Source organism: Sphaerisporangium viridialbum (genome assembly GCF_049674955.1).
GTDB lineage: Bacteria > Actinomycetota > Actinomycetes > Streptosporangiales > Streptosporangiaceae > Sphaerisporangium > Sphaerisporangium viridialbum.
Window position 1 is genome coordinate 5209440 of the sequence record NZ_CP187232.1, and the last position, 23580, is coordinate 5233019.

Annotated in this window: 19 protein-coding genes; 10 read left to right on the forward strand and 9 right to left on the reverse strand. The window is 73.0% G+C overall.

Translation table 11 applies throughout. From position 1 onward, the window contains the following. Nucleotides 1-179 precede the first annotated feature (179 nt). The 3 genes from ACOZ38_RS23375 to ACOZ38_RS23385 are packed head-to-tail and all read left to right on the forward strand — an operon-like array spanning nucleotide 180 to nucleotide 2022. Nucleotides 180-629 carry a hypothetical protein gene (locus ACOZ38_RS23375; protein ID WP_405150126.1) on the forward strand — a complete coding sequence of 150 codons (450 nt, stop codon included), beginning with the start codon at nucleotides 180-182 and terminating at the stop codon, nucleotides 627-629. Between the two features lie 10 nt (nucleotides 630-639). Then, nucleotides 640-1236, forward strand: coding sequence for a cell wall protein (locus ACOZ38_RS23380; RefSeq protein ID WP_424533302.1), 597 nt, complete (start codon nucleotides 640-642; stop codon nucleotides 1234-1236). A 9-nt stretch (nucleotides 1237-1245) separates the two neighbouring features. Beyond that, the gene (locus tag ACOZ38_RS23385; protein ID WP_424533303.1) at nucleotides 1246-2022 is read left to right on the forward strand and encodes a MauE/DoxX family redox-associated membrane protein; all 777 of its coding nucleotides are present in this window, start codon (nucleotides 1246-1248) and stop codon (nucleotides 2020-2022) included. Nucleotides 2023-2039: 17 nt separating this feature from the next. Here ACOZ38_RS23385 and ACOZ38_RS23390 read toward each other — a convergent pair whose 3' ends face one another. The 7 genes from ACOZ38_RS23390 to ACOZ38_RS23420 all read right to left on the reverse strand — a co-directional run bounded on the left by ACOZ38_RS23390 (nucleotide 2040) and on the right by ACOZ38_RS23420 (nucleotide 10135). Next, entirely contained in the window at nucleotides 2040-2993 is a 954-nt protein-coding gene (locus tag ACOZ38_RS23390) for a discoidin domain-containing protein (protein ID WP_424533304.1), read from the reverse strand. 44 nt (nucleotides 2994-3037) lie between these two features. Further along, a complete protein-coding gene (locus ACOZ38_RS23395) occupies nucleotides 3038-4645 on the reverse strand; it encodes an alkaline phosphatase D family protein (protein WP_424533305.1) in 1608 nt (535 codons plus the stop codon). A 108-nt stretch (nucleotides 4646-4753) separates the two neighbouring features. Continuing rightward, nucleotides 4754-6184, reverse strand: a complete 1431-nt coding sequence (locus ACOZ38_RS23400; protein WP_424533306.1) for an FGGY family carbohydrate kinase — start codon at nucleotides 6182-6184, stop codon at nucleotides 4754-4756. Beyond that, a complete protein-coding gene (locus ACOZ38_RS23405; RefSeq protein WP_424533307.1) occupies nucleotides 6181-7200 on the reverse strand; it encodes a 2-hydroxyacid dehydrogenase in 1020 nt (339 codons plus the stop codon). The genes ACOZ38_RS23400 and ACOZ38_RS23405 overlap by 4 nt, the downstream gene beginning before the upstream one ends. A gap of 46 nt (nucleotides 7201-7246) precedes the next feature. Beyond that, the gene (locus ACOZ38_RS23410; RefSeq protein ID WP_424533308.1) at nucleotides 7247-8032 is read right to left on the reverse strand and encodes a DeoR/GlpR family DNA-binding transcription regulator; all 786 of its coding nucleotides are present in this window, start codon (nucleotides 8030-8032) and stop codon (nucleotides 7247-7249) included. A 34-nt stretch (nucleotides 8033-8066) separates the two neighbouring features. Then, entirely contained in the window at nucleotides 8067-8663 is a 597-nt protein-coding gene (locus ACOZ38_RS23415) for a histidine phosphatase family protein (RefSeq protein ID WP_424533309.1), read from the reverse strand. Then, nucleotides 8660-10135, reverse strand: coding sequence for an FGGY-family carbohydrate kinase (locus tag ACOZ38_RS23420; RefSeq protein WP_424533310.1), 1476 nt, complete (start codon nucleotides 10133-10135; stop codon nucleotides 8660-8662). Before ACOZ38_RS23420 ends, ACOZ38_RS23415 begins: the two co-directional genes overlap by 4 nt. Nucleotides 10136-10258: 123 nt before the next feature. On the opposite strand from ACOZ38_RS23420, the gene ACOZ38_RS23425 reads away from it, so the two are divergent. From ACOZ38_RS23425 to ACOZ38_RS23445, 5 genes are all read left to right on the forward strand, one after another. Beyond that, on the forward strand, nucleotides 10259-12913 hold the full coding sequence (locus ACOZ38_RS23425) for a family 78 glycoside hydrolase catalytic domain (protein WP_424533311.1): 2655 nt from the start codon (nucleotides 10259-10261) through the stop codon (nucleotides 12911-12913). Then, a complete protein-coding gene (locus ACOZ38_RS23430) occupies nucleotides 12910-14226 on the forward strand; it encodes an extracellular solute-binding protein (RefSeq protein ID WP_424533312.1) in 1317 nt (438 codons plus the stop codon). Before ACOZ38_RS23425 ends, ACOZ38_RS23430 begins: the two co-directional genes overlap by 4 nt. 76 nt (nucleotides 14227-14302) lie before the next feature. Then, nucleotides 14303-15223 carry a carbohydrate ABC transporter permease gene (locus ACOZ38_RS23435; RefSeq protein ID WP_424533313.1) on the forward strand — a complete coding sequence of 307 codons (921 nt, stop codon included), beginning with the start codon at nucleotides 14303-14305 and terminating at the stop codon, nucleotides 15221-15223. Next, the gene (locus ACOZ38_RS23440) at nucleotides 15220-16035 is read left to right on the forward strand and encodes a carbohydrate ABC transporter permease (protein WP_424533314.1); all 816 of its coding nucleotides are present in this window, start codon (nucleotides 15220-15222) and stop codon (nucleotides 16033-16035) included. Before ACOZ38_RS23435 ends, ACOZ38_RS23440 begins: the two co-directional genes overlap by 4 nt. Beyond that, a complete protein-coding gene (locus ACOZ38_RS23445; protein WP_424533315.1) occupies nucleotides 16032-19742 on the forward strand; it encodes a hypothetical protein in 3711 nt (1236 codons plus the stop codon). Before ACOZ38_RS23440 ends, ACOZ38_RS23445 begins: the two co-directional genes overlap by 4 nt. Nucleotides 19743-19772: 30 nt before the next feature. Here ACOZ38_RS23445 and ACOZ38_RS23450 read toward each other — a convergent pair whose 3' ends face one another. Further along, nucleotides 19773-20537: an SDR family NAD(P)-dependent oxidoreductase gene (locus ACOZ38_RS23450; protein WP_424533316.1), complete on the reverse strand. Its 765-nt coding sequence runs from the start codon at nucleotides 20535-20537 to the stop codon at nucleotides 19773-19775. A gap of 147 nt (nucleotides 20538-20684) precedes the next feature. Here ACOZ38_RS23450 and ACOZ38_RS23455 point away from each other — a divergent pair, with 147 nt between their 5' ends. Beyond that, nucleotides 20685-21311, forward strand: a complete 627-nt coding sequence (locus tag ACOZ38_RS23455; protein WP_424533317.1) for a TetR/AcrR family transcriptional regulator — start codon at nucleotides 20685-20687, stop codon at nucleotides 21309-21311. Nucleotides 21312-21341: 30 nt separating this feature from the next. Here ACOZ38_RS23455 and ACOZ38_RS23460 read toward each other — a convergent pair whose 3' ends face one another. Continuing rightward, nucleotides 21342-22304 carry a transcriptional regulator gene (locus ACOZ38_RS23460; RefSeq protein ID WP_424533318.1) on the reverse strand — a complete coding sequence of 321 codons (963 nt, stop codon included), beginning with the start codon at nucleotides 22302-22304 and terminating at the stop codon, nucleotides 21342-21344. 58 nt (nucleotides 22305-22362) lie between these two features. Here ACOZ38_RS23460 and ACOZ38_RS23465 point away from each other — a divergent pair, with 58 nt between their 5' ends. Next, nucleotides 22363-23577 (forward strand): MFS transporter, encoded by a 1215-nt coding sequence (locus ACOZ38_RS23465; RefSeq protein ID WP_424533319.1) that lies wholly within the window; start codon nucleotides 22363-22365, stop codon nucleotides 23575-23577. The last annotated feature ends 3 nt before the right edge of the window (nucleotides 23578-23580 follow it).

Below are 23580 nucleotides of genomic sequence, written 5' to 3' on the forward strand. Positions count from 1 at the left end.
GGCGCGCGTCCCTGTTCCCTGGTCGCCCTGCAGGGGTCGAAGCGTCCCAAGTTTGGGCATTGACGAAATTTCATTACATGTTATTCATGGGAAAAGTCAGGAAATTTCATACCAACTGCCCCACCAGATCGGGGAACTCCGGACCTCACCCCCCACCTCACCCCCCAAGGAGAACGCGCATGGCGCGCAGCCAGTCCACCGACCCACCCGTCGACTTACTCGGACCCGTCCAAGGAGAGGTCTCCTGGTTCTGCTGCGGCGCGGCCTGGGGCCCGTGCAGCACCACCGGCAAGGGAGCCTGCGGCACCTGCAACTCAGGAAGCCTGCAACACGCCTGGCCCAACACCTCCGACGCCTGCTGGGCCATCACCCGGCCCGACAGCTGCGGCGTCTCGATGTCCCGGAGGACCTGCGGGTTCAGCCACAGGACCACGGCCCTGTGCAGCGGCACCAGCGTCGTCACCACCATCGCCGACTGCGGCCCGCAGACCGACCTGTTCTGCGGCGAGCGCAGCTGCTGCGGCGCGACCTGCGCCAGCAACCGGCTGATCGACCTCACCCCGGCCGCCTACAGCCGGATCGCCAGCCTTTCGACCGGCCTGCGGCCGTGCGAGATCTCGGTCCCCTAGGAGGCGTCCGATGACCAGCAGGAGACAACTGCTCAAGTCCGCCGTGCTCGGCGGCGGGGCCGGCGTCATCGCCGCCACCGCGCTCGGGTCGCTCGGCCCTGAGGCGGCCTTCGCCCACGCGGCGCCCGAGGTCGAGCCCGGCACGCCCGACCCGAACTTCGCCGAGGGCCGGATCCGCTCCATCAAGGACAACACACTGTTCGTCCTCGGGTCGAACTGGGTGTTCCATCGCATCAGGGTCGTCGACGGCACGAGCCTGTGGAAGCTGGGGCCCGTCGCCTTCGACCAGGCCAAGCCGGGTGACGGCCTCTACGCCCGGGGCGTTCGCATGCCGGACGGCGTGCTCGCCGCCGAGTCGGTGTGGTTCAACATCGTCAACGTCAAGGGCCACATCCAGAACATCACCAGTGAGAAGGTCCACCTCGACCACAACGGGAAGCAGATCCTCTGCCATCTCGTGGCCGGCAAGTCGGTCGCCGTCTACTCCGACGCGCCGCCCTCCGCCGACCTGTCGCAGCTGCGGGTGGGCCAGCACGTGCAGGTCCTGGGCGCCTGGCGGCCGGACACCAACGAAGTCGACATCGCCACCGTCTTCTCCCCCCACTAGGAGCCGCAGATGCACGGGATCGCCGCACTGCAGCCGTACGTGATCGGCCCCTTCCTGCTCTGGGCCGCCCTGATGAAACTGCTCAGCCGGCGGACGCGGGCGCAGGCGGGGCGGACCGCCCTGGCCCGCCTGGTCGGCTCGGCGCGCGCGGTCCCGGCGCTCCGGCTCGTCGCGGTGCTGGAGCTCGCGGTGGCGGCGGCGTTGCTGCTGCTTCCGCCCTCGCCGCTCGCGGGCCTGGCCGCCACGGGGGTCTCCGCCGGATTCCTCCTCTACCTCACCTACTCCCGCCTGGCCGCGCCCGCGTCGTCATGCGGCTGCCTGGGCGCGCACGCCCGCCCGGTCAACTGGCGCGGCTTCGGCCGGGCCGGACTGCTGCTCGCCATGAGCGTCGCGGCGATCTGGGCGGGCCCGTACCCGCTGGACGCGCCGCTCGCGGTCGTGGGCCTGGCGGAGGCCGCCGCCCTGCTGGCGCTCTCGGCCGAGCTGGACCGCCACTGGCTGACGCCCCTGCGCCGCCTCCTCGTACGGCTGCGCAGGCCGCTCGCCGTGGTGTCACCGAAGGACGTCCCGCTGGAGGTCACCCTGCGCCTGCTCTACGGCAGTCCCGCGTACTGCTCGGCGTCCGCGCGGCTGACCTCGGACGTCCAGGACGTTTGGGACGAGGACGGCCTGCGGTTCGTGGTCTACGCGGCCCACGGGCGGACCGCGGTCTTCGCGGTGCCCCTCTCCGGCGGCGACCCGTCGGCCGTCCGCGTCGCCCTCATAGAGGAGCCCGCGCTCACCTGACCTGCCTCACTCCACGCCTAGGGGCCGTACACCTCGACCTCGATGATCCGGGTGTAGTCGTTGGCGCCGTTCGACGCGAGCGCGTTGATTCGGACGGCGTCGGCGGTGACGGCCGCGAAGTCGGAGCGGACGACCCCGCCGGTGTTGCCGCGCACCTGGGCGACGGTCTGCCAGGCCCCGCCCACCCTGGCCTGCACGTCCCAGTCGCGCAGGCCGACCGAGGCGGCGGGGTAGCGCTCGGTGTTCAGCGTGTAGAGGTCCACGCGGGACACCGGCCGCGCCCCGCCGAGGTCGACGTCCACGGTGTCGGGCCACTTCTTCGAGGTGGCGTCGTTCCAGCCGTTGCCTCCCGCCCACCCGTTGGAGCCCCGGTCGCCGTCGACGACGCTGCATGCCGGGTAGTTGGCGTTGGTGTGCTGAGACGACGCCGTGACGGGCCGTCTGAGCGCGAGGTTCCCCCCGTTGTCGAGGTCGTCCACCGACACGACGGAGACCGGCACCTTCAGCTCCCGGCCGCCCGCCTTCAGGCTCAGGCCGTACTGGCCGGCGGGGGTGCCGGGCGGGACCCCGACCAGCACCTTGGCGCCCAGCTCGTACCCCGCGGGCAGGTAGCTGGAGATCATCGGACGGGAGGCGGTGAGCGGCGGGGACGCCTCGACGAACAGGTCGGCGTAGACGGCCTTGCGCGACTCGTTGCGCGCCCCGAGCTCGATCTTCGCGGGACAGGCCGGGTCCACCCCCAGCGGAGCGACCAGCGACGACGCGCCGGAGACGGGCACCAGCCCGCCGCGCCCGTCCGGCTGCCCAGGGCGGACGCGCAGGACGGGCCCCTGGGCGGACGTCCCGAGCGCGGGTTCCGGTGAGCGCACCGCGGGCCCGGGATCGCCCTCTCCTGCCGCGGCGGCGGCGGGCCCGGTGAGCAGGCCCAGCGTGGCGGCCGCCGTCGCGGCGGCGAGACGTGGACGGCGCATGGTCGCTTTTCCCTTCACAGACTTCGCCTTCACGGAGCCCCCTTTCACGGAGTGTTCAGGCCGGGGACGCCGTCGAGGGCGACGAGGCTGCCCCGCGTCGACACCGGGGCGTCCGGCCGGTCCACGTACGGGACCACCTTGAAGTCGGTCCGCCACTGGCCGGGCGTGATGTCGCAGGTGACGTAGCCCCGCTGGTAGCTGGAGAACCTGATGTGCTGGTTGACCGGGTCACGGCCGCCCGCCGGCAGGCCGGTCGCGGCGTTGCCGTTGCCGCCGCTGGTGACCGACGTGCCGACGAACTCCACGCCGAGCGTCGCGGAGGACGGGTCGTTGAAGTCGGCCTTCAGCTCACCGGCGAAGTTGTTGTGAAGGTCGCCCGCGAGCACGACGGGGTTGCTCACCCGCCGCTGGGCGATCCCGGTGAGCACCCGGTCCTTGGCGGCCTTGTAGCCGTCCCACAGATCCATGCTGAGCTTCTGCGCGGGCCCCGGGTCGTAGTCGAGCTGGCACATCGCGATCTGCTGGGCGAGCACGTTCCACCTGGCGCGCGACCTCCCCAGCCCGTCCAGCAGCCACTTCTCCTGCGCGTCGCCGAGCATCGTGCGTGCGGGGTCGAGCCGCGGCAGGCAGTCGACCTGCTGGCCGTCGCCGCAGACCTGGTCGTCGCGGTACTGGCGCGTGTCGAGGACGTTGAACTCGGCGAGCCTGCCGAAGCGGAAGCGGCGGTAGATCCGCACGTCCGGACCCTGCGGCGTCTCCGGCAGCCGGATCGGCAGGTTCTCCCAGTAGGCGCGGAAGGCGTTGGCCCTGATGACGAGGAAGTCCTGCTCGGTGACCTCGCCGCCGGGGCCGTAGCGCCCCGCCCAGTTGTCGAGCACCTCGTGGTCGTCCCAGGTGACGATCCACGGAGCGGCCTGGTGGGCCGCCTGCAGGTCCGGGTCGCTCTTGTAGAGGCCGTACTGGATGCGGTAGCGGTCGAGGGTGTCGCACTGAACCCGGAACTGGTCGGGCACCGGGGTGGCCCGGTTGCCGCCCGACTGGACGATGCCGTACTCGTAGATGTAGTCGCCCAGGTGGAACACCACGTCGGGGCTCTCGGCGGCGAGGTGGCGGTAGGCGGTGTAGAAGCCGTCCTGCCAGGACGCGCACGAGGCGAACGCCATGAGCAGGTGGCCGGGGTTCGCCTCCGCCTCCGGCGCCGTCTTGGTACGGCCGACGGGGCTGACCTCCGTGCCGGAGCGGAAGCGGTAGAAGTACTCCCGGGCGGGCTTGAGGCCGCGCACGTCGACGTGCACCGAGTGCCCGTACTCGGGGGTGGCCCATGTGGAGCCGCGGCGGACTCGGCGGGTGAACGCCTCGTCCTCGGCCAGCTCCCACTCGACCTTCAGCCTGCCGTAGGGCATGCCGCCGAGGGGTTCGAGCGGCCGGGAGGCCAGGCGGGTCCAGAGCATGACGCCGTCGGGCAGCGGGTCGCCCGACGCGACGCCGAGCTGGAAGGGGTAGTCCGCCGACCGGGCGGGCGTGGAGCGAGGCGTCCACGGGTCGGCCAGGCGGGTGGTGAAGGCCAGTGCCAGCGCGGCACCGGTGAAGCCGAAGAAGTCGCGGCGAGACGTGCCGCCGAGCGTGTCGGCGAGCCGCCGATCGTCGTCCATGGGTCTCCCAGAGGGGGGATGGGCGGGAGTCGATCTGCTGCAGCTCACACTTTTTATCAAGATTTATGTGTTTTTAACAAGACCTAACTTTAAATTGTGCACGGGCAATCACATGGCGCGGAGCGCGGCGACGTCGGCCAGGTAGCGGTGGTAGCCGTCCTCGCGGTCGTGGCGCGGCTCGTACCATCGGGTGCCCCGCGTCCAGGCGGCCTCGTCCAGCGTGAGGCCGAACCGCCGGGCCGCCACCAGCGCCGCGCCCCGCGCCCCCACCTCCGGGCCCCTGGCCAGCCGCAGCGGCCGGCCGAGCGCGTCGGCGAAGATCTGGAGCCAGGCCTCGGAGGCCGTTCCTCCCCCGCACACGGCGACCTCGCCGGTGAGCCCCGCCGCCTCGAAGCAGTGCCTGGCCGCGAAGGCCAGGCCCTCGCACGCGGCCCTGACGACGTCCGCCCTGCTCCTGGCCAGCTCCAGCCCGTCGAGACGCCCGCGCACGCCGGGGTCCACGAACGGCGCCCGCTCGCCTCCCGCGGACAGGAAGGGCAGGAACCGCACGCCGTGCGCCCCCGGCGGGCTTGCCGCGAGCAGCCCGTCCAGCTCGTCGTGGCCCGCCCCGACCAGGCGGAGCACCCAGTCGAGCGCGGCCGTGCCGGTCATCGCGGGCATGGCGCGAAGCCATCCGCCCGGCCCGCCGGACCCGCCGTACAGCAGGGTCTGGCCCGCGGGCTCCCCGCCGAGGTCGAGCCGGTCCACGTGGACCTGGCAGGCCAGCGTGGTGCCGATGATGAGCAGGCCCTCCCCCGGCCCGGCCACACCCGCCCCGGCCGCGCAGGCCGGCAGGTCGTACGGTCCGGCGGAGACCGGCAGGCCCGGTGGCAGGCCGCCGACCGGGGCGAGCAGCTCGCCGACGGGCGGCCCTGGAGTCGCGGGCCCGGAATCGGCTATGGGGGGCAGCAGGCCGGCCCGGTGGCCGAGTCCGCACACATCCAGCAGCGCGAGATCCCTCCGTCCCGTGCGGGGGTCCGTGAACAGGTTGGAGGCGTCCGACATGTCGGTCACGCGCACCCCGGTGAGCCGCTGCATGACCATGTCCTTGCAGCGCGCGACGGTGGCCGTGCGGTCGAGCAGGCCGGGCCTGAACCGGTCGAGCCAGGCCAGCAGCGGCGCGCCCGCCCCCGGGAAGGGCGCGTTGCCGGTGCGGCGGAACAGCGTCTCGAAGGTGCCGTCCGCCATCCACGCGTCCACGAAGCCGGCCGCGCGGCCGTCCATCCAGGAGATGGCGGGCGCGGCGGGCCTCCCGGCGGCGTCCAGCGGCCACAGCCCGTCCCCCTGGCCGGTGATCCCCATCGCCAGCGGCCCCTCGACGGCGAGGTTCGCGAGGACGCCCTCGACCGACCGGAACACCTGCTCGGCGTCCTGCTCGACCTGCCCGGACGCGGGATGGCGGAGGACCGTGGGGCGGGTCGCGACGGCGGTGACCTCGCCGTCGAGCGTGAAGGCGACGGCCTTGGTGACGGAGGTGCCGACGTCGACTCCGACGATCACCTGGTCACCTCGTAGGCGAGGGGCTCACCGCGGGTCCAGCGGACCACCTCCTGGACGGCCATGCCGATCGCCCGGTCGGCCGTCTGGCGGGTAGCCCCGGCCAGGTGGGGGACGAGCAGGACGTTCGGCAGGCCTCTCAGCGGGTGATCGGCGGGGAGCGGCTCGGGGTCGTACACGTCCAGGCCCGCGCCGCCGAGGTGGCCGGACGCGAGCGCGGAGGTCAGCGCGCCGGTGTCCACCAGCGCGCCGCGCGCGGTGTTGACCAGCACGGCGCCCTCGGGCATCAGGGCCAGCTCGGCCGCGCCGATCATGCCGCGCGTACTGGGGGCCAGCCGCGCGTGCAGGCTGACCACCCGCGACCGCGACAGCAGCTCACGCAGGCCGACCAGGGCCATGCCCTCGGGCACGGCCGCGGCGAACGGGTCGGCCACGAGCACCTTGGCGCCGAGCGCCTGGAACACGGTGGCGACGCGCCTGCCGATGGCGCCGAACCCGACGACCCCGACCTCGGTGCCGTCCAGCTCGCCGCCGCAGCGGTCGTAGGCGTACAGGTCGGAGCGCCACTGGCCCACGGCCATGGTGGCGTGCACGTCGTTCAGCCGGCGCAGGACGGCGAGCGTCAGCGCGACGGCGAGCTCGGCCGCCGCCGGGGCGTTGCGCCCGGGAGTGCAGGAGACCGCGACACCGCGCGCCGCCGCCTGCTCCAGGTTGACGTTGACCGGCCCGCCCCGGGTGACGACGAGCAGCCGCAAGCCGGGGGCGGCGGCCAGGACCCGCTCGGTGAACGGGGCCATCTGGGTGATCGCGACCTCCGCGCCGCGCAGCGCGGCGATCAGCTCGTCCTCGTCCCCGGAGGCCTCGGTGACCTCGCCCACCTCGCCGAACGGCTCGATGGGCCAGGGGCCGGCCAGCTCGGTGACCGAGACGCGGTCGCCCAGGGCGGTCTTAAGCGCCTCGGAGACGGCGTGGGGCCGGATGAAGTGGTCGCCGGCCACCAGCACATTAAGTCCTGACATGTCGGGAAACGCTACCGGAGGCCTGTGAAAATTAACAGGCGACCTGTTATATCTCTGCCACCTGGACGTTGAGATGCCGCTCGCGCAGCCGGTCGATGGCCTCGGCGGGCGCCAGGGAGTCGACGACGATCGTGTCGAACAGGTCGAGCGGGGCGACCCTGTGCAGCGCCACCCTGCCGAGCTTGCTGTGGTCGATCGCGAGGATGCGCCGGGTGCCGGAGTTGAGCATCGCGCGCTTCACCAGGACGATCTCCTGCTCCTGGTGGAAGGCGTAGCGGTCGGAGACCGCCGAGGTCGACACGATCACCAGGTCGGTGTTCATCGCCTCGACCGCGTCCACGCACGCCACCCCGAGGAAGGAGTCGTGTGTTGGGTGGTACTCGCCGCCGAGTGCCATCAGCCGGACGCCGGGGACCCCGGTGAGCAGCTTGATCGCCTCCAGGAAGTTGGTGACGACCGTGAGCGGGGTGACCTCCCCGAGGTGGCGGGCGACCGCCAGGGCGGTGGTGGAGTCGTCGAGCATGATGGAGTTGCCCGGCTCGACGAGCCCGGCGACGTGCCTGGCGATCGCCTCCTTCTCCGCCTGGTGGGCGGTGAGCCGGTAGACGATGTTGCTCTCGAAGACCGTGGACGCCTGCGCGGTGGCGCCGCCGCGGAACTTGCGGACCATGCCCTGGCGCTCCAGCTCGTCCAGGTCGCGGTGCACCGTCATGACGCTGACGGCGAAGGTCTCCGCCAGCTCGGTGACCGAGGCCGAGCCCTGCCGCATGATGTGCTCGGCCATCGCCTGCCGGCGGGTCGCCCCTGTGGCCGTGTGCTGACGGGAGTTCACCGCTCGCGCTCCAAGACTTCGTGGATCACGCATCTTAACCACTCAAGGGCACGTTGAGACTACGGAGTGCGGCGCCTTCCGCCCCGAAGCCCAGCTCGGTCACCGACCCGTGCTCGATCCGGGGCAGCCGCCTGCGGTAGTCGGCCAGCGGTATGCCCAGCAGCCGGCAGAGCGCGAGCCGCAGGATGGTGTTGTGCGCGACCACCAGGATCCTGCCCGAGCCGCGCCCGGCCAGCTCCGCCAGGCATCCGGTGACCCGTACCGCGGCGGCGACCGGGTCCTCCCCGCCCGGGAACGGGTGGGCCGCGGGATCGGCCTCGAAGCGCCTGACCACCTCGGGGTCGAGGTCGGAGCGCCGCCGCCCCTCTGCCTGGCCGAAGTCGACCTCGCGCAGGCGCGGATCGATGCGCGGGCGCACCCCGGCGGCCTCCGCCGCCCCGGAGGCCGTGCTCACCGCGCGCACCAGCGGCGAGGAGACCACCTCCCCGAGCTCGGCCTTCGCCGCCCAGGAGGCGAGCATCCCCGCCTGGCGCAGCCCCTTCTCGTCGAGCTCCACGTCGCTCACGCCCGTGTACAGCCCCGCCACGCTCCAGGCCGTACGGCCGTGCCTGGCCAGGAAGATCGTCGTCATGCCACCGCCTTCTCAGCGAGTTCCGAAGTCAGGTAATCGCGTTCCGCCAGCGCCTCGACGAGGCGCCGGAAGCTCTTGTCGAACCGCTCCGCGCGGTCGGGCCTCGGGCGCATCCGCTCCCCCGGCGGCACCATGCGGCCCGCCGTGCCGCTCAGCGACCCGCCCGCCGAGGCCGCGAGCACGGCCATGCCGACCGACGCCTGCGGGTATCTCGGGATCTCCACGGTCATCCCGAGGACGTCGGCGCGGAGCTGGCACCAGTAGCGGCTGCGCGTGGCGCCGCCGGTGAGCGCCAGCGTGCCGGTGACCGGCGCGCCGAGCAGCGCCAGCGCGGCGAGGCCGAGGCGCTCGCCGTACGCGACGCCCTGGAGCAGCGCGGCGTAGTGCTCCTCCTCGCTCCCCGCTCGCCCCACGGTGACCGGCTCGGCGTCCGGCCGGTAGAACGGGAACCGCTCGCCCCTGGCCGTGAGCGGGTAGACGATCTCGCCCGAGGGCTCGTAGCCGGCCGCGCGGGCGTCGAGCTCCGCCAGGTCGCGCCCGGGGAAGGCGGCCGTGAGCACCCCCGCCCCGATGTTGGACGCCCCGCCGGGGAGCCAGCCGCCGTCGGGGTGCCGGTGGCTGTAGACGGCGCCCTGCGGGTCGTGCAGCAGCCGCTCGCTGACCCCCTTCAGCACCAGCGTCGTGCCGAGCACCGACACCCCCTGCCCGAGCGTGAGCGCCCCCGCCGCGATCTGCCCCGCGCACCCGTCGGTCATGCCCGCGACGATCAGGCACCCGGCCGGCAGGCCGGTGAGCTCCGCCGCCGCCACCCCGACCTGGCCGATCGGGCTGCCCGGCCGCACCACGGGCCCGAACATGGAGACGGGCAGGCCGAGGCGGCTCAGCACCTCCTCGGGCCAGCGCTCGGCCAGGGAGTCGTAGCCGCTCTTCAGCGCGTGGCTGGAGTCGGTGGCGACGAGCTCACCCGCCAGCCGGGAGACCACGAAGTCGGCGGAGTGCATCAGCCTGGCGCCCGAGGGCAGCCCGTGGTGCTCGGCCAGCCAGAGCAGCTTGGGCAGCGCCCACGACGCCTGGGTGCGCACGCTCAGCTCGTCCCACACCCGGCGCCCCGCCTCGGTCACCCGCTCGACATGTGGGGCGCCCCGGGCGTCGTCGTACATCAGCGCGGGCGAGACCGGCCGCAGGGCGGTGTCGGCCAGCAGGACCGTGCCGGAGGTGCTGCACACCGCGAGCGCGCGGATCCGGCGCGCGTCGACCGTGGCCGTCGCCTGCGCGCACGCGGCGAGCGTGGCCCGCCACCAGTTCTCCGGGTCCTGCTCGTGGCGGCGCCCCGGCCCGCGCGAGCTGTACAGCGGGGCCGATCCCGTGGCGAGCGGCACGCCACTGTCGTCCACGATCGTCACCCGCACTCCCTGCGTGCCGATGTCGATCCCGGCCCATGCCGGATCGCCTGCGAAGTTCTCAGAACCCATGTGCGACGGTGGTCCTCTCACGCTCTTGACACTCGCGGGGGCGACTCATAGTCTCCACCCACCGATCACAAAATCACACCATAGTCCGTTAGATTTAACAAAGGTGTAGCGAGGAGCGAGTTGATGCCCGGCGACGTGCCCGCACCGGACGCCCGCGTCCCCGGTGCCCCTGTGCCGATGCCCGACGTGCCCGGACGGCCGGACAGGCTGACGCCGTACGGGCTCCGCTGCGAGCACCGCACCGAGCCGATGGGCGTGGAGTCCCCCACCCCCCTGCTGTCCTGGCGGCTCGCCTCGCGGCGGGAGGCCGACGACCCCGTGGCGTACCGCGTCGAGGTCACCCACGCGGGGGCGCCCGTCTGGTCCACCGGCCGCGTGGAGGACGCAACGTCCGTGAGCGTCAGGTACGCCGGGCCGCCGCCGCGCCCGCGCACCAGGTACGAATGGCGCGTCACGGTGTGGGCGCGCGACGGCGTGAGCGGCGGCGCGGAGTCGTGGTTCGAGACGGGACACGACACGTGGGTGGCCTCGTGGATCACGCACGACCCCTCCGAGGTGCTGCCCGTCGACCCGCCGACGCGGGGCGAGCAGGCGCTGGACGACCACGGGCTGCTGCCCTGCCCCCGGTTGCGCCGCGCGTTCTCCTCCCGGGTGCCCGCGAGCGCCCGGCTCTACGTCAGCGCCAGGGGCCTGTACGAGGCGCGGCTCAACGGCGAGCGGGTGGGCGACGCGGAGCTCGCCCCAGGATGGACCGACTACCGCAGACGTGTCCACTACCAGGTGTACGACGTGACCGGGCTCGTACGCGACGGGGACAACGCGCTGGCGGCGACCGTCGCCGACGGGTGGTGGAGCGGCTTCGTCGGCTTCGCGCCCCGCCGCGCGGGCCAGCACTACGGCCTCTTCCCCGAGTTCGTCGCCGAGCTCCACCTCCGCTACGAGGACGGGTCGACCCGCGTGGTGCCCACCGACTCCTCGTGGCGCACCACCCGGGGCCCGATCAGGTACGCCGACCTGCTCAAGGGCGAGTGCCACGACGCCCGGCTGGAGACTCCGGGCTGGGACCTGCCGGGCTTCGACGACTCCGGCTGGCGCCCGGCGACGGTCACCGGCGACGACCACGCGACGCTCACGGCCTCCCGGGACGAACCGGTGCGTGCCTTCGAGCGGCTCGCCCCGCGCTCGGTGACCCGCGTCGCGCCGGACACCCATCTGGTGGACTTCGGGCAGAACATCGCGGGCCGGGTGCGCCTGGCCGTGCCGCCGCTGCCGAGCGGGCGGCGCGTGGCGATACGTCACGGCGAGACGCTGGACGGCCCGGCGCCGCACGGGGACCCGGCGTACGGCGACCGCCTGCACACCGCGAACCTCAGGACGGCCGACGCGACCGACGTCTTCGTCTCCGCGGGGCACGCCGAGGTCTTCGAACCCCGTTTCACCTACCACGGCTTCCGCTACGCGGAGGTGACCGGCCTCGCCGAGCTCGGGGACGTCCACGCCGTGGTGCTGCACAGCGACACCCCGTGGACCGGCCACTTCGCGTGCTCCGATCCGGAGGTGAACCGGCTGCACGCCAACATCGGCTGGGGGCAGCGCGGCAACTTCGTGAGCGTGCCCACCGACTGCCCGCAGCGCGACGAGCGGCTGGGCTGGCTCGCCGACGCGCAGGTCTTCCTGCCGACCGCGTGCCTGAACGCCGACGTCGCGGCGTTCTTCGCCAAGTGGCTGGACGACGTGGCCGACGCGCAGTCGCCCGAAGGAGGGTTCCCCAACGTCGCGCCGCTGCTCACCGGGGTCGCCGACGAGGGCGCGCCCGGGTGGGCGGACGCGGGGGTGCTGGTGCCGTGGCACCTCTACCGGGTCTACGGCGACCCGGGCTTCCTGAACGTGGCGGCGATGGCCCGGTGGGTCGACTTCGTCAGGGAGCACAACCCGGACCTGATCTGGCGGGACAAGGTCGGGCCGCACTTCGCCGACTGGCTGTCCCCGGGTCCCCCGACCCCTCGGCCGCTGCTCGCCACCGCCTACTTCCACCGCAGCGCCGCGCTCACCGCACGCGCCGCCCGGGTGCTCGGCAGGCTCAGGGAGGCCGACCAGTACCAGGCGCTGGCCGAGGACATCAGGGACGCCTTCATCAAGACGTTCGTGGACTCGCGCGGCCGGGTGGCGGGCGACACGCAGACGGGGTACCTGCTCGCGCTGGCCTTCGACCTGCTGCCGTCGGTGCTGGCCAGGCGGGCGGCGGACCGGCTCGCCGAGCTGGTGGCCGCGGCGGGGCTCGCGACCGGCTTCCTGGGCGTCGGCCTGCTGTGCCCGGTGCTGTCCGCCTGGGGCCGGGAGGACCTGGCGCACGCGCTGCTGCGCCGTACGGGGGCGCCCTCCTGGCTTCACCAGGTCAGAAGCGGCGCGACCACCGTCTGGGAGCGGTGGGACGGGGTCGGGGCCCCGTCCATGAACTCCTTCAACCACTACGCCCTCGGCTCGGTGGGCGAATGGCTGTACACCGGCGTCGCCGGCATCGACCAGGCGCCCTCCTCGACCGCGTACAGCGAGGTGGTGATCCGGCCGAGGCCGGGCGACCTCGACTGGGCCGAGGCGAGCCACGAGTCGGCGCGCGGCACGGTCCGCGTGCGCTGGGAGCGCTCGCCGGAGGCCTTTCACCTGCACGCGAGCATCCCGCCCGGGGCCCGCGCCACGATCCACCTGCCCGGCGGCGACACCCGCGGGGTGCCCTCGGGGGACCACCGTTTCACGCTAGTCCGAGGAGAGAAAGCATGACCCGTGAGACCGACCGGCTGATCCAGGCCAAGATCAGCCGTGCCCAGTTCTTCCGCGTGATGGGCGGCGCGGCGTCGGCCGCGCTGCTGGCCGCGTGCTCCACCAGGCCCTCGAACGGCGGGACGCCGGGCACCGGCGCCGCGGGGGCCACCAGCCTGAAGTTCGTGGGCGTGGCCGACCAGAAGGCCCCCATGGAGGATCTGCTGGCCGCCTACAAGCAGGTCAGGTCCAACGTGTCGATCGCGGCCTCCTACGCCCCGACCGACCAGGTGCAGACCTCGCTGCGCACCCAGCTCGGCGCGGGCAACGCCCCCGACCTGCACGTGGTGTACCCCGGAAGCGGCAGCGCGATGTCGATGTCGCAGATCGCCGGCGCCGGGCTGCTGGCCGACCTGTCCGCCCAGTCGTGGACGAGCACCATCCCTGCCGGGTTCAAACCGGCCTTCCAGCTCCAGGGCAAGACCTACATCTACTCGGCCGGCTCCTCGGTCATCGGGGCCATCTACAACAAGAAGGTCTTCGAGAAGGCCGGGATCGACCGGCTGCCGACCACGTGGAGCGAGTTCCTCCAGGTCTGCGAGAAGCTCAAGAAGTCGGGGGTGGCCCCGATCGCGCTCGGCGCGCAGACCCCCTGGGTGACCCAGCTGATCACCTACGCGCTGGTGCCGTCCACGGTGTACGCCAAGGACCCGGGCTTCGACGACAGGCAGAGCGCCGGGCAGGCCACTTTCGCCGAGTCCGGGTGGCGCCAGGCCATGGAGATGTACCGGGAGCTGCAGCAGCGGGGCTTCTTCAACGACAAGCCCAACGGGACGACGTTCGAGCAGCAGACCTCCATGGTGGCGACCGGCAAGGCGGGGATGGCCATCCAGGTCTCGGCCGTGCTCCCCGCCTTCCGCGACGCGGCCAAGACGCCGGACGACCTGTCGATGTTCCCGGTGCCCGGCGCCGACGACCCCGCGCAGGTCTGGATCCCGGCCGGCGTGGTCGTGGGCCTCGGCGCGGGCGCCAAGTCCCAGAACGTCGAGGAGGCCAAGGCGTTCATCGACTTCCTCGGCAGGCAGGACAGCATCAACCGCTGGGCCAAGGCCATCGCGGCGATCCCCCTGACCCAGGACGCCGGCTCCACCATCGACCCGGCGGTGGAGTCGTTCCTGCCCTTCACCAAGGACCGCGCGGTGCCGTTCATGGACCAGCGCTGGCCCAACGCCGAGGTGCAGCCCACCCACTTCGCGGTGGTCCAGGACCTGCTCGCCGGAAAGATCAAGGTCGACCAGGCGCTGAAGAAGATGGACGAGGCCTACGCGAAGTGAGCGGGCGAGCGATCAGGCACGACGGCGGCCCCCAGCCCGGCCCTTGGGCGGCCGGGCCGCCGAGGGAGCGGTAACGATGAGCGTCATCACCAAGCCCACCGGGGCGTCCACCGTCACGGCGGCCAAGCGCGGAAGGCGTCTCGGCGCCCTGTCCCCGCCGTGGCTGTTCGCCGCCCCGGCGTTGCTGGTGTACGCGGCGGTGGTGCTCTACCCGAGCATCGCCGGGGTGGTCTACGCCTTCACCGACTGGAGCGGCATCGGCGGGGACATGTCGTTCGTCGGCCTGTCCAACTTCCGCGCCATCCTGGACGACGAGCAGGCGCTCGGCTCGCTCGGCAACACCCTGCTGCTGACCGTCGCGGTCGTCGTCGTGCAGAACGGCGTGGGGCTGCTGCTCGCGCTCGGCGTGAACACGAAGATCAGGAGCAGGGCGCTGCTCAGGGTCGTCTTCTTCTCGCCCGTGGTCGTCAGCCCGGTCATGGTGGCCTTCCTGTGGAAGTACATCTACAACCCCGACCCGGGCACCGGGCTCAACGGCCTGCTCGGGCTGCGGGTCGACTGGCTCGGCGACCCGTCGGTCGCGCTGTGGTCGGTCGCCGGCATGGTCGTGTGGCAGTACGCGGGATACTCCATGGTGATCTTCCTGGCGGGGCTGGAGGGCGTGCCCAAGGAGCTGCACGAGGCCGCGATGATCGACGGCGCGGGGACGTTCCAGCGGTTCAGGTACGTCACCTGGCCGCTGCTGGCCCCGGCCGTGACGATCAACCTGATGCTGTCGACGATCGGCGGGCTGAAGCTGTTCGACCAGGTCTTCGCGGCGACCAACGGCGGTCCCGGGTACGCCACCGAGACGCTGTCGACGGTCCTGTACAAGCAGGCCTTCGTGTACGGCAAGTTCGGCTACAGCACGGCCATCGCGCTGGTGCTCGCGCTGTTCGTGGCCGCGGTGTCGTTCGTCCAGATCTACTACCTGCGCTCCCGGGAGGTGTCCCAGTGAAGGCCAGGACCTTCCTGCTGGAGCTCGTCATGATCGCGGTGGCGGTGGCGTTCCTCTTCCCCGTCTACGCGCTCGTCACGCTGTCGCTGAAGGACCCCGAGCAGATCTCCAGGGCGCCGCTGGCGCCGCCCGCGCCGCCGACCACGGACAACTTCTCCTCCGCGTGGTCGTCGGCGGCGCTCGGCCCCTCGCTGGTCAACAGCACCCTGATCACCGTGGTCAGCCTGGTGGCGCTGATCGCCCTCGGGTCGTTCGCCGCGTACTTCCTGGCGCGCGCCCAGTCGCGCCTGGGCTACGGGCTGTACATCCTGTTCCTGCTCGGCATCGTGCTGCCGTTCCAGCTCGGCATGATCCCGCTCTACCGGCTGGTGACCGACCTCGGCCTGATCGGCACCCACCTCGGCATGATCGTGTTCTACACCGGCGTGCAGCTCCCGTTCACGGTGTTCCTCTACACCGGGTTCATCCGGGCGCTCCCCCGCGACTACGCCAACGCCGCCCAGATCGACGGCGCCTCGCACCTCACGGCGTTCACCAAGGTCGTCTTCCCGCTGCTGCGGCCCATCACCGGCACCGTCCTGATCCTCAACGCGGTGTTCATCTGGAACGACTTCTTCACGCCGTTGCTGTACCTCGGCGGCTCCGGCTTCGAGACCGTGCCGGTGAGCGTCTTCAGCTTCGTCGGGCAGTACGTGTCGGACTACGGGCTGGTGTTCGCGGGCCTGGTGCTCGGCGCCCTGCCGATCGTCGTGGTCTTCCTGGTGCTCCAGCGCTACGTGATCAAGGGCTTCTCCAGCGGGCTCAAGGGATGAACCTCTTCGACGTGCTGCGGCACCCTCCGCGCAGCCACTCCCCCGCCGCCATCTGGTGGTGGAGCGGGGAGCCCCTGCGGCGCGACCGGCTCCGGTGGCAGATGGAGCGGCTGACCGAGGGTGGGGTGCACAACCTGGTCATCCTCAACCTCGCGCCGTCCGGCCCGCTGTTCGGCTCGGACGCCGACGACCCGCCGTTCTTCTCCGAGCCCTGGTGGGAACTGCTCGACGGCGTGTGCGAGGACGCGGCCGAGCTCGGCGTCCTGCTGTGGTTCTACGACCAGCTCGGCTTCTCCGGCGCCGACCTCCAGGCGCGGCTGGTGCAGGAGAACCCCTCCTTCGCCGGCCAGTGGCTGGCCGCCGACGGCAGCGTGTCCCGCCGGGGCTTCGACTATCTGTCCCGTACGGCGTGCGCCGCGCTCATCGACCGGGTGCACGGCGAGTTCGAGCGCCGCCTCGGCCACCGGTTCGGCAGTGTGATCGCAGGGTCCTTCCAGGACGAGCTGCCCTCGGTGCCCACCTGGTCGGAGTCGTTCGCCGGCGAGTTCGCGGCCCGGCGCGGCTACGAGTTCCCGCGCGGCCCCTCCGGCCTGAGCGCACACGCGGACGAGCCGGCGCTCTGGCGCGACTACCACCGCACCCGGGCCGAGCTGGCCGAGGAGGCCTTCTTCCGGCCGCTGGCTGAGTGGCACGACAGGCACGGCCTGCTGCACGGCTGCGACCAGCAGGACCCCGCCCGCGCCGGGCACCCCGTCGAGGGCGTCCAGCTCTACGCCGACTACACCCGCACCCACCGCTGGTTCGGCGCCCCGGGCTCAGACCACCACGGCGACGCCCGCCTGCACTCCTCGCTGGCCCACCTGTACGGCAGGCCGCGGACGTGGATCGAGGCGTTCCATTCCAGCGGCTGGGGCGGCACGCTGGAGGAGACCTTCGACTGGCTGCTCCCGTGGCTGCGCGCCGGGGCCAACCTCTACAACCCGCACGCCGTCTACTACACGACCAAGGCGGGATGGTGGGAGTGGGCCCCGCCGTCGACCGACTGGCGTCAGCCGTACTGGCGTCACCACCGCGTCTTCGCCGACGCGGTGGCCAGGCTCTGCGCGGCCCTCTCCCTCGGCCGCCACCTGTGCGACATCGCCGTCCTGTTCCCCACCGCCACCGCGCAGGCGGGCGTGCGGCCGGGTTCGGCCGGGGGTTCGACGGAGGAGGCGGCACGGTCGCAGCGGGTGTACCGCGAGCTGGTCGGGGACATGGCATGGTTCCAGACCGTGCCGGGGGCGCTCGACCTGCTGTGCCTGGACGCGGACGTGATCGACGACGAGTCCGTCCAGCGGGCCGAGGTGGACGGCGGCCGGCTGGCCGTCTCCGGCGAGTCCTACGAGGTGATCGTCCTTCCCGCCTGCACGGTCCTGGACGAGCGGACCGCCGGGCGGCTCGACGAGTTCGCGGCGGCCGGTGGCCTCCTGATCGCCGTCGGCGCGCTCCCGGAGATCTCGGTGGGCACGCCGTCCGAGGACACCCTGCCCGTATCCCCTTCGCCGGGCCCGGGCGGACCGGTCGGAGCTGGGCAGGAGCGTCTCGCCGCCGGATCGCCCGTCGCCCGCCTTCGTGAGCGGTTCGCGACCGGCCAGGCCACGTTCGCCGCCTCCCCCGGGGACCTCGGCGCGGCCCTCGCCGGTTTCGTCCCGCGTGTCGCGGCTCCCGTGCCTCCCCTGGTGCGTGAGGTGGACGGCGTCACGGTCGTCTTCCTCACCGCCGCGTCCCCGATGGCCAGCCGGGTCGGCGTCGGCAGGCCGGACGAGCGCGGCGTCGAGCTCGGCTGGCTGGACGCCTCCTACGACTTCGACCCCGGACGGTACCGGCGCGAGATGCGCGTCACGGTGCGGGGCGTCTCGGGAACCCCGCTGCTGGCGAGCCCCTTCGGCGGGCGGACGCGCCCGCTGCCGTACACGGCGGACGGCGACGCCGTCGAGGTGGTCGTGCCGTTCGACGACGGGCCCGCCGCGCTGCTGCTCTTCACCGGCGAGGACGTCCCGGCGGACCCCCCGGACGAGCCGCGCCCGCACGAGCTGGATCTCGGCGACACCTTCGAGATGGAGCTCGTCCCGACGCTCGACGACACCTGGGGGGACTTCGGCCGCGTCGCGGGCCCCTCCGAGCTCGAACGCTGGACGCTTCAGGACGCGGACGGCGAGCCGGTCCACGCGACGTTCGGGCCGCACGGGCTGTGGTGCGCGCTTCCGGCCTCCGCCCCGCCGCCCGGCCCGGGTGCGGGCTGGCGTCCGGCGGTCTACTCCACGGCGCGCGGCATCCACGACGACCCCGTCCACCGGGACACCCTCGGCCCCAAGGGCCACGTGCCGGAGGAGTTCCTGGACTTCGGCACCGTCGCCCCGGGCGAGGTCACCTGGTTCCACGCCCGCGTGGACGTCCCCTCGGAGGCCACGCTGGTGGTCGGCGCGCCCGCCGCGAAGGCCGCGTGGGTCGACGGCGACGAGGTCCCGCTGGACGATTCCGGCTATCTCGCCATGAGCCGGGCGCCGCTGGCACCTGGCACCCACCTGCTGCTGCTCAGGCTCGCCCCCGACGAGGACCTCACGCTCCGGGCGCACGTCTCGCTGGTGCGCGATCCGTCCACGGCCCGGCGTCCTGAGTGGATCACCGGTTCCGTCCTTGAGACGGTGGTCGAGGTGGCGGGACCGCCGTACGAGCCGTTGCAGGTCGCCTCGGCGTCCCCCTGCCTGGTGCGGGTCAACGGCGAGGAGGCCGGCAGGCAGGGCGGTTTCGACCCCTACGCGGAGGCCGAGATCCCGAGGGTGCGCCGCTACGACGTCTCCCACCTGCTGCGTCCCGGCCCCAACACCGTCTCGGTGGAGACGGAGGGGTCCGTGCTGGTCGACGGCCTCGCCGTGTCCGGGCCCGGCTGGACCGTCCGGGGGCCCGGCGGCGAGGTCGCCTCCGCCCGGGTGCGGAGGCGGCAGCACGGCGACCCGGCCGCCCTGCACCTGCGCAGGCGCCCGCACCCGCTTCCCGGCGCGGGCTGGATCGAGTCCTGCCCGACGGCCCTGCCCGCGGTCCTCGCCGTGCCGCCCCTCGGCTCCGGGTACGGCGAGGACCGCGTCGAGCGGTTGTGGGTGGACGTCCCTCCGGGGGCCGTCACCATGGAGATCCCCGCGCACGGCCAGGTCACCGCCTTCGCCGGCGGCGTGCGGCTGGGCGAGGGCCCGGTCGTCGAGCTGGACGGCTCGGCGTCCCGCGTCGAGCTGCGGATCTCCACCTCCCCGGGATTCGAGGGCGGCGCCGCGCTGACCGGGCCGATCCGCTTCGCCTGCGGCCCGGGCACGATCGGGCTCGGCGACTGGGAAGGGCTCGGCCTCGCGGAGTACAGCGGCGGCGTCCTCTACCGGACCGGCCTCAGCGCCCCGTCCGGCGGCTCGGCCGTGCTGGACCTCGGCCGCGTGCGCGGCACCGCCGAGGTGACCCTGAACGGCGGGCGGGCCGGCATCCGGGTGTGCTCTCCGTACGTGTTCGACCTCGAACTGGCCGAGGGGGAGAACCTGCTGGAGATCCTGGTGCTCGGGACCCTGGCGCCGTACCTCGACGCCGTGAGCCCCACGCACTTCGTCTTCCCCGGCCAGCGCGTGACGGGCCTGTTCGGCCCGGTGCGCCTGCGCTCGTCGCGCCCCTGCCTCAGACGGCCATGACGGCCGCGCCTCGGGCGGGACCGCCAGGCCTCAGGCGGCGATGACGGCCACGCCCACGCGGCCGCCGTCGACGTCGATCACCGTGCCGTGCACGAAGGCCGACTCGTCACTGGCGAGGTACACCGCGGCGTGCGCGACGGCGTCCGGCGTGCCCGAGGCGCCGGCGGGAGTGCCCTTCATCATGACGTCGCCCGGGTGCGTGGCGTCCGGTACGGGCGTGTGGACCACCCCGGGCGAGATGGCGTTGACGCGCACGCCCGCGGGGCCGAACTCGGCCGCCCACGCCTTCGTCAGCGTCTCCACCGCGCCCTTGGTGGAGCTGTACAGCGCGCCGACCGGGATGCCGAGGCGGGCGACCCACGAGCCGAGGTTGATGATCGTGCCGCCGCCCGCCTTGACCATGGCGGGCGCGACCGCCGCGGTGAGGAAGAACGGCGCCTTGACGTTGACCGCGTACACCCGGTCGAAGGTCGCCTCGTCGGTGTCCGTGGTGGTCGAGCCGGGGTAGATTCCGGCGTTGTTGACCAGGACGTCGATGCGCCCGCCGAGCACGCGCGTCGCCTCGTCGGCCAGGGCCTCGCTGGTCCTCGCGGTGCCGTCGAGCTCCACCGCGACGAAGTCCGCGCGGCCCCCCGCGGCCCTGATCCGCTCGACCACCTCGGCGCCGCGCTCCTCGCTGCGGCCCGACACGACGACGTGCGCCCCCTCGGCGGCGAACGCGACCGCGATGGCCCGCCCGATGTTGCTGGTGGCTCCCGTGACGAGCGCCGTCTTGTTCGAAAGGCGTGTGCCCATGCCGCTGTCTCCCCTTATCCGCAGGTCATACGTGCCGGCGGCCCACCGAATGGACCGAATAGTCCAGTACGCTAGCACGCATCTGGACCGCACGGTCCAATGCTTCGGCCGCGCCCGAGGGTCCGCGCGCCTTCTATCGTGGTGTCCATGGAGCGAGTGCTGACTTCCAAGGGGGCTGCCACCCGGCAGCGCATCGTCGAGGGCGCGGCCACGCTGATGCGTGAGCGGGGCCTCGCGAACGTGAGCCTGGACGACATCCGGGCGGCGACCTCGACGAGCAAGAGCCAGCTGTTCCACTACTTCCCCGAGGGCAGGGCCGACCTGATGCTGGCCGTGGCCGGTCACGAGGCCGAGCAGGTACTGGCCGACCAGCAGCCGATGCTCGGCGACCTGACCACCTGGGGCAAGTGGCAGGCCTGGCGCGAGCGGGTGATCGAGAACTACGACGCGCAGCGCCAGAGCTGCCCGCTGTCGGCCCTCACTTCCCAGCTCGGCGAGGGGAACCCCGCGACGCGGGCCATCGTCACCGACCTGCTCGACCGGTGGCACGCCTACCTCGCCACCGGCGTGCGGGCCCTGGTGGAGGCCGGCGAGATCGACGCGAGCATCGACGCCGACCAGGCCGCCACCGCCATCCTGACCGCCGTCACCGGCGGCGCGGCCATGCTGCAGGCGACCGACCGCATCACCTACCTGGAGGTGTCGCTGACCTCGGCCCTAGACGGCCTGCACGGCCCCGGCGCCCGCCCGCGACGCGACGCCAGCGCGGCCTGAGCCTGAGGACACCCGCCTCAGGACACCTGGTCACGAGGAGGCCTGGGCCTCCACCAGGGCGTCGCCCGCGTCCGTCCGGAAGTAGAGCACGGAGCGCCCGGCACGCCGCCGCCGCACCAGGCGGGCGTCGAGCAGCACCTTGAGGTGGCGGCCCACCGACCCGAGCCCCTGGCCGGTCAGCGCCACGAGCTGTGTGGTGCTCTTCGGCGTGCCGAGCAGCACCAGGACGCCCGCACGCGCGGGACCGAGCAACGCACCCAGAGCCTCGGGCACCGGGGCCCGGCCCGCCTCGGCCAGCGCGCCCGAGCACGGGTACACCACGGCGTACCGGTGCGCGTCCCACGAGACCCAGCTCTCGCGTGAGGTGACGGGGACGAACATCAACGGCGCCCCGGCGAGCTCTCGCGGCGGGTTGGCGTGGGTGTTGATCTGCAGCCGGCTCTCCCCGAGCCAGCGCATCCCTGGGCGCATGTCATCCAGGGCCGCGGCCCACCCGCCCTGGCTCAGCTGTGCCGTACGCGCGACGACGTCGGCCTCGATGATCCGCCGGCGCCGCGGCCAGTACGGCAGCACGGTCCGCGTCCACACCCACTCCAGCAGGTCGGCCGCGCGTTCCGGCAGGTCGGAGCGGTTCAGCCGGGCGGGAAGCGGGCCGCCCAGCGACACGGTCAGGTCGGCCCGGGCGCTCTCGGGCGCAGTCTCCCGTACGCGCGCCAGCTCCCGCGCGAACGTGGTCTCACCCGTGGGCGTGGGGGTGAGGAAGTCGGCGTTCCAGGTAGGCGCGAACGCGGCCCGTATGAGCATCGCGGTGATCGGATCACGGGCCAGCCGCTCCTGGTAGGCGGGCCGGTGGGAGTCGAGCCAGGCACGCTCCCCCGGGTGCGCGGCCGTCCCCCGCTTCAGGGTCTTCAGGCTCGCGATGGCCTCGGCCAGCGGGGAGACGACGAACCGGCTGCCCGCGAGTGTGTCCGCGTTGACCTGCCACCAGCCCAAGTTTCGCCTCCCCGCGAAACAATAACGTCCCCGCGGGTGGATCTCCGAGACTCCGGCCATGCGCACCTATCGAGACCTCTTCCGGACGCCGGAGTTCACGCCGTTCTTCCTCGCGTCCGCCGGGCAGGTGGCGGCCCAGACGGTGAGCGGCCTTGCCCTGGGCACCCTGGTCTACACGGCGACCGGATCGCCGCTGCTGTCCGCCCTCGCCATGTTCGGGCCCTCCCTCATGCAGGTGGTCGGTGCGACGACGCTGCTCTCGGCGGCCGACCGGCTGCCGCCGCGCGCCGCGATGACGGGCCTGGCACTGGTCTTCGGGCTCGCCACCGCCGCTCTGGCCATCCCCGGCCTGCCCGTGTGGGCCGTCTTCGCCGTGCTCCTGGGCCAAGGGATGATCGCCTCGCTGGGCGGCGGGGTGCGCTACGGGCTGCTCAACGAGATCCTCGCCAGGGAGGGCTACCTGCTCGGCCGCTCGGTGCTCAACATGTCCGTCGGGACCATGCAGATCTGCGGGTTCGCGACCGGAGGCGTGCTCGTGACCACCCTGTCGCCGCGCGGCACACTGCTCGTCGGCGCCGCCCTGTACCTCGCGGGCGCGGCCGTCTCCCGGTTCGGCCTCAGCGGGCGACCACCGCGCGCCGCCGGACGCCCGTCGATCGCCGGGACCTGGCGGAACAACGCCCGGCTGTGGTCCTCGGTCCCCCGCCGCCGCGTCTACCTCGCCCTCTGGGTGCCCAACGGGCTGGTCGTCGGCTGCGAGTCCCTGTACGTCTCCTACGCGCCCCGGCACGCGGGACTGCTGTTCGCCTGCGGCGCGCTCGGCATGCTGGCCGGGGACACCCTGACCGGCCGGTTCGTCCCCACCCGGTGGAGAGAGCGGCTCCCCATCCCGCTGTACCTGCTGCTCGCCGTCCCGTACCTGGTCTTCGTACTGCGCCCGGCGCTGCCCCTCGCCGTCGCGGCCGTCACGCTCGCCGCCGTCGGGTACTCGGCCAGTCTGCTGCTCCAGGAGCGCCTGATGTCGCTGACGCCGGACGAGCTGAGCGGGCACGCGCTCGGCCTGCACTCCGCCGGCATGCTGACCATGCAGGGCGTGGGCGCCGCCCTGGCGGGAAGCCTCGCCCAGCTCACCTCGCCCTCGACGGCGATGACCCTGCTGGCGGCGGCCTCCGTCGCCGTCACGCTCACGCTGGCTCCCGGCCTGCACCGCGGACGGCCGGGCCAGGTGGCCGCGGGCGCGCGCCCGCGGCCACTGGCGGAAGACCGGCGCTGAGGG

What these genes read in the sequence shown, in the direction of transcription:
- ACOZ38_RS23425 (WP_424533311.1), top strand. Translation starts at nt 10,259, where the DNA reads ATGCCCGGCGACGTGCCCGCACCGGACGCCCGCGTCCCCGGTGCCCCT.
- ACOZ38_RS23375 (WP_405150126.1), top strand. Translation starts at nt 180, where the DNA reads ATGGCGCGCAGCCAGTCCACCGACCCACCCGTCGACTTACTCGGACCC.
- ACOZ38_RS23395 (WP_424533305.1), bottom strand. Translation starts at nt 4,645, where the DNA reads ATGGACGACGATCGGCGGCTCGCCGACACGCTCGGCGGCACGTCTCGC.
- ACOZ38_RS23385 (WP_424533303.1), top strand. Translation starts at nt 1,246, where the DNA reads ATGCACGGGATCGCCGCACTGCAGCCGTACGTGATCGGCCCCTTCCTG.
- ACOZ38_RS23455 (WP_424533317.1), top strand. Translation starts at nt 20,685, where the DNA reads ATGGAGCGAGTGCTGACTTCCAAGGGGGCTGCCACCCGGCAGCGCATC.
- ACOZ38_RS23390 (WP_424533304.1), bottom strand. Translation starts at nt 2,993, where the DNA reads ATGCGCCGTCCACGTCTCGCCGCCGCGACGGCGGCCGCCACGCTGGGC.
- ACOZ38_RS23465 (WP_424533319.1), top strand. Translation starts at nt 22,363, where the DNA reads ATGCGCACCTATCGAGACCTCTTCCGGACGCCGGAGTTCACGCCGTTC.
- ACOZ38_RS23380 (WP_424533302.1), top strand. Translation starts at nt 640, where the DNA reads ATGACCAGCAGGAGACAACTGCTCAAGTCCGCCGTGCTCGGCGGCGGG.
- ACOZ38_RS23450 (WP_424533316.1), bottom strand. Translation starts at nt 20,537, where the DNA reads ATGGGCACACGCCTTTCGAACAAGACGGCGCTCGTCACGGGAGCCACC.
- ACOZ38_RS23430 (WP_424533312.1), top strand. Translation starts at nt 12,910, where the DNA reads ATGACCCGTGAGACCGACCGGCTGATCCAGGCCAAGATCAGCCGTGCC.
- ACOZ38_RS23405 (WP_424533307.1), bottom strand. Translation starts at nt 7,200, where the DNA reads ATGTCAGGACTTAATGTGCTGGTGGCCGGCGACCACTTCATCCGGCCC.
- ACOZ38_RS23445 (WP_424533315.1), top strand. Translation starts at nt 16,032, where the DNA reads ATGAACCTCTTCGACGTGCTGCGGCACCCTCCGCGCAGCCACTCCCCC.
- ACOZ38_RS23415 (WP_424533309.1), bottom strand. Translation starts at nt 8,663, where the DNA reads ATGACGACGATCTTCCTGGCCAGGCACGGCCGTACGGCCTGGAGCGTG.
- ACOZ38_RS23435 (WP_424533313.1), top strand. Translation starts at nt 14,303, where the DNA reads ATGAGCGTCATCACCAAGCCCACCGGGGCGTCCACCGTCACGGCGGCC.
- ACOZ38_RS23420 (WP_424533310.1), bottom strand. Translation starts at nt 10,135, where the DNA reads ATGGGTTCTGAGAACTTCGCAGGCGATCCGGCATGGGCCGGGATCGAC.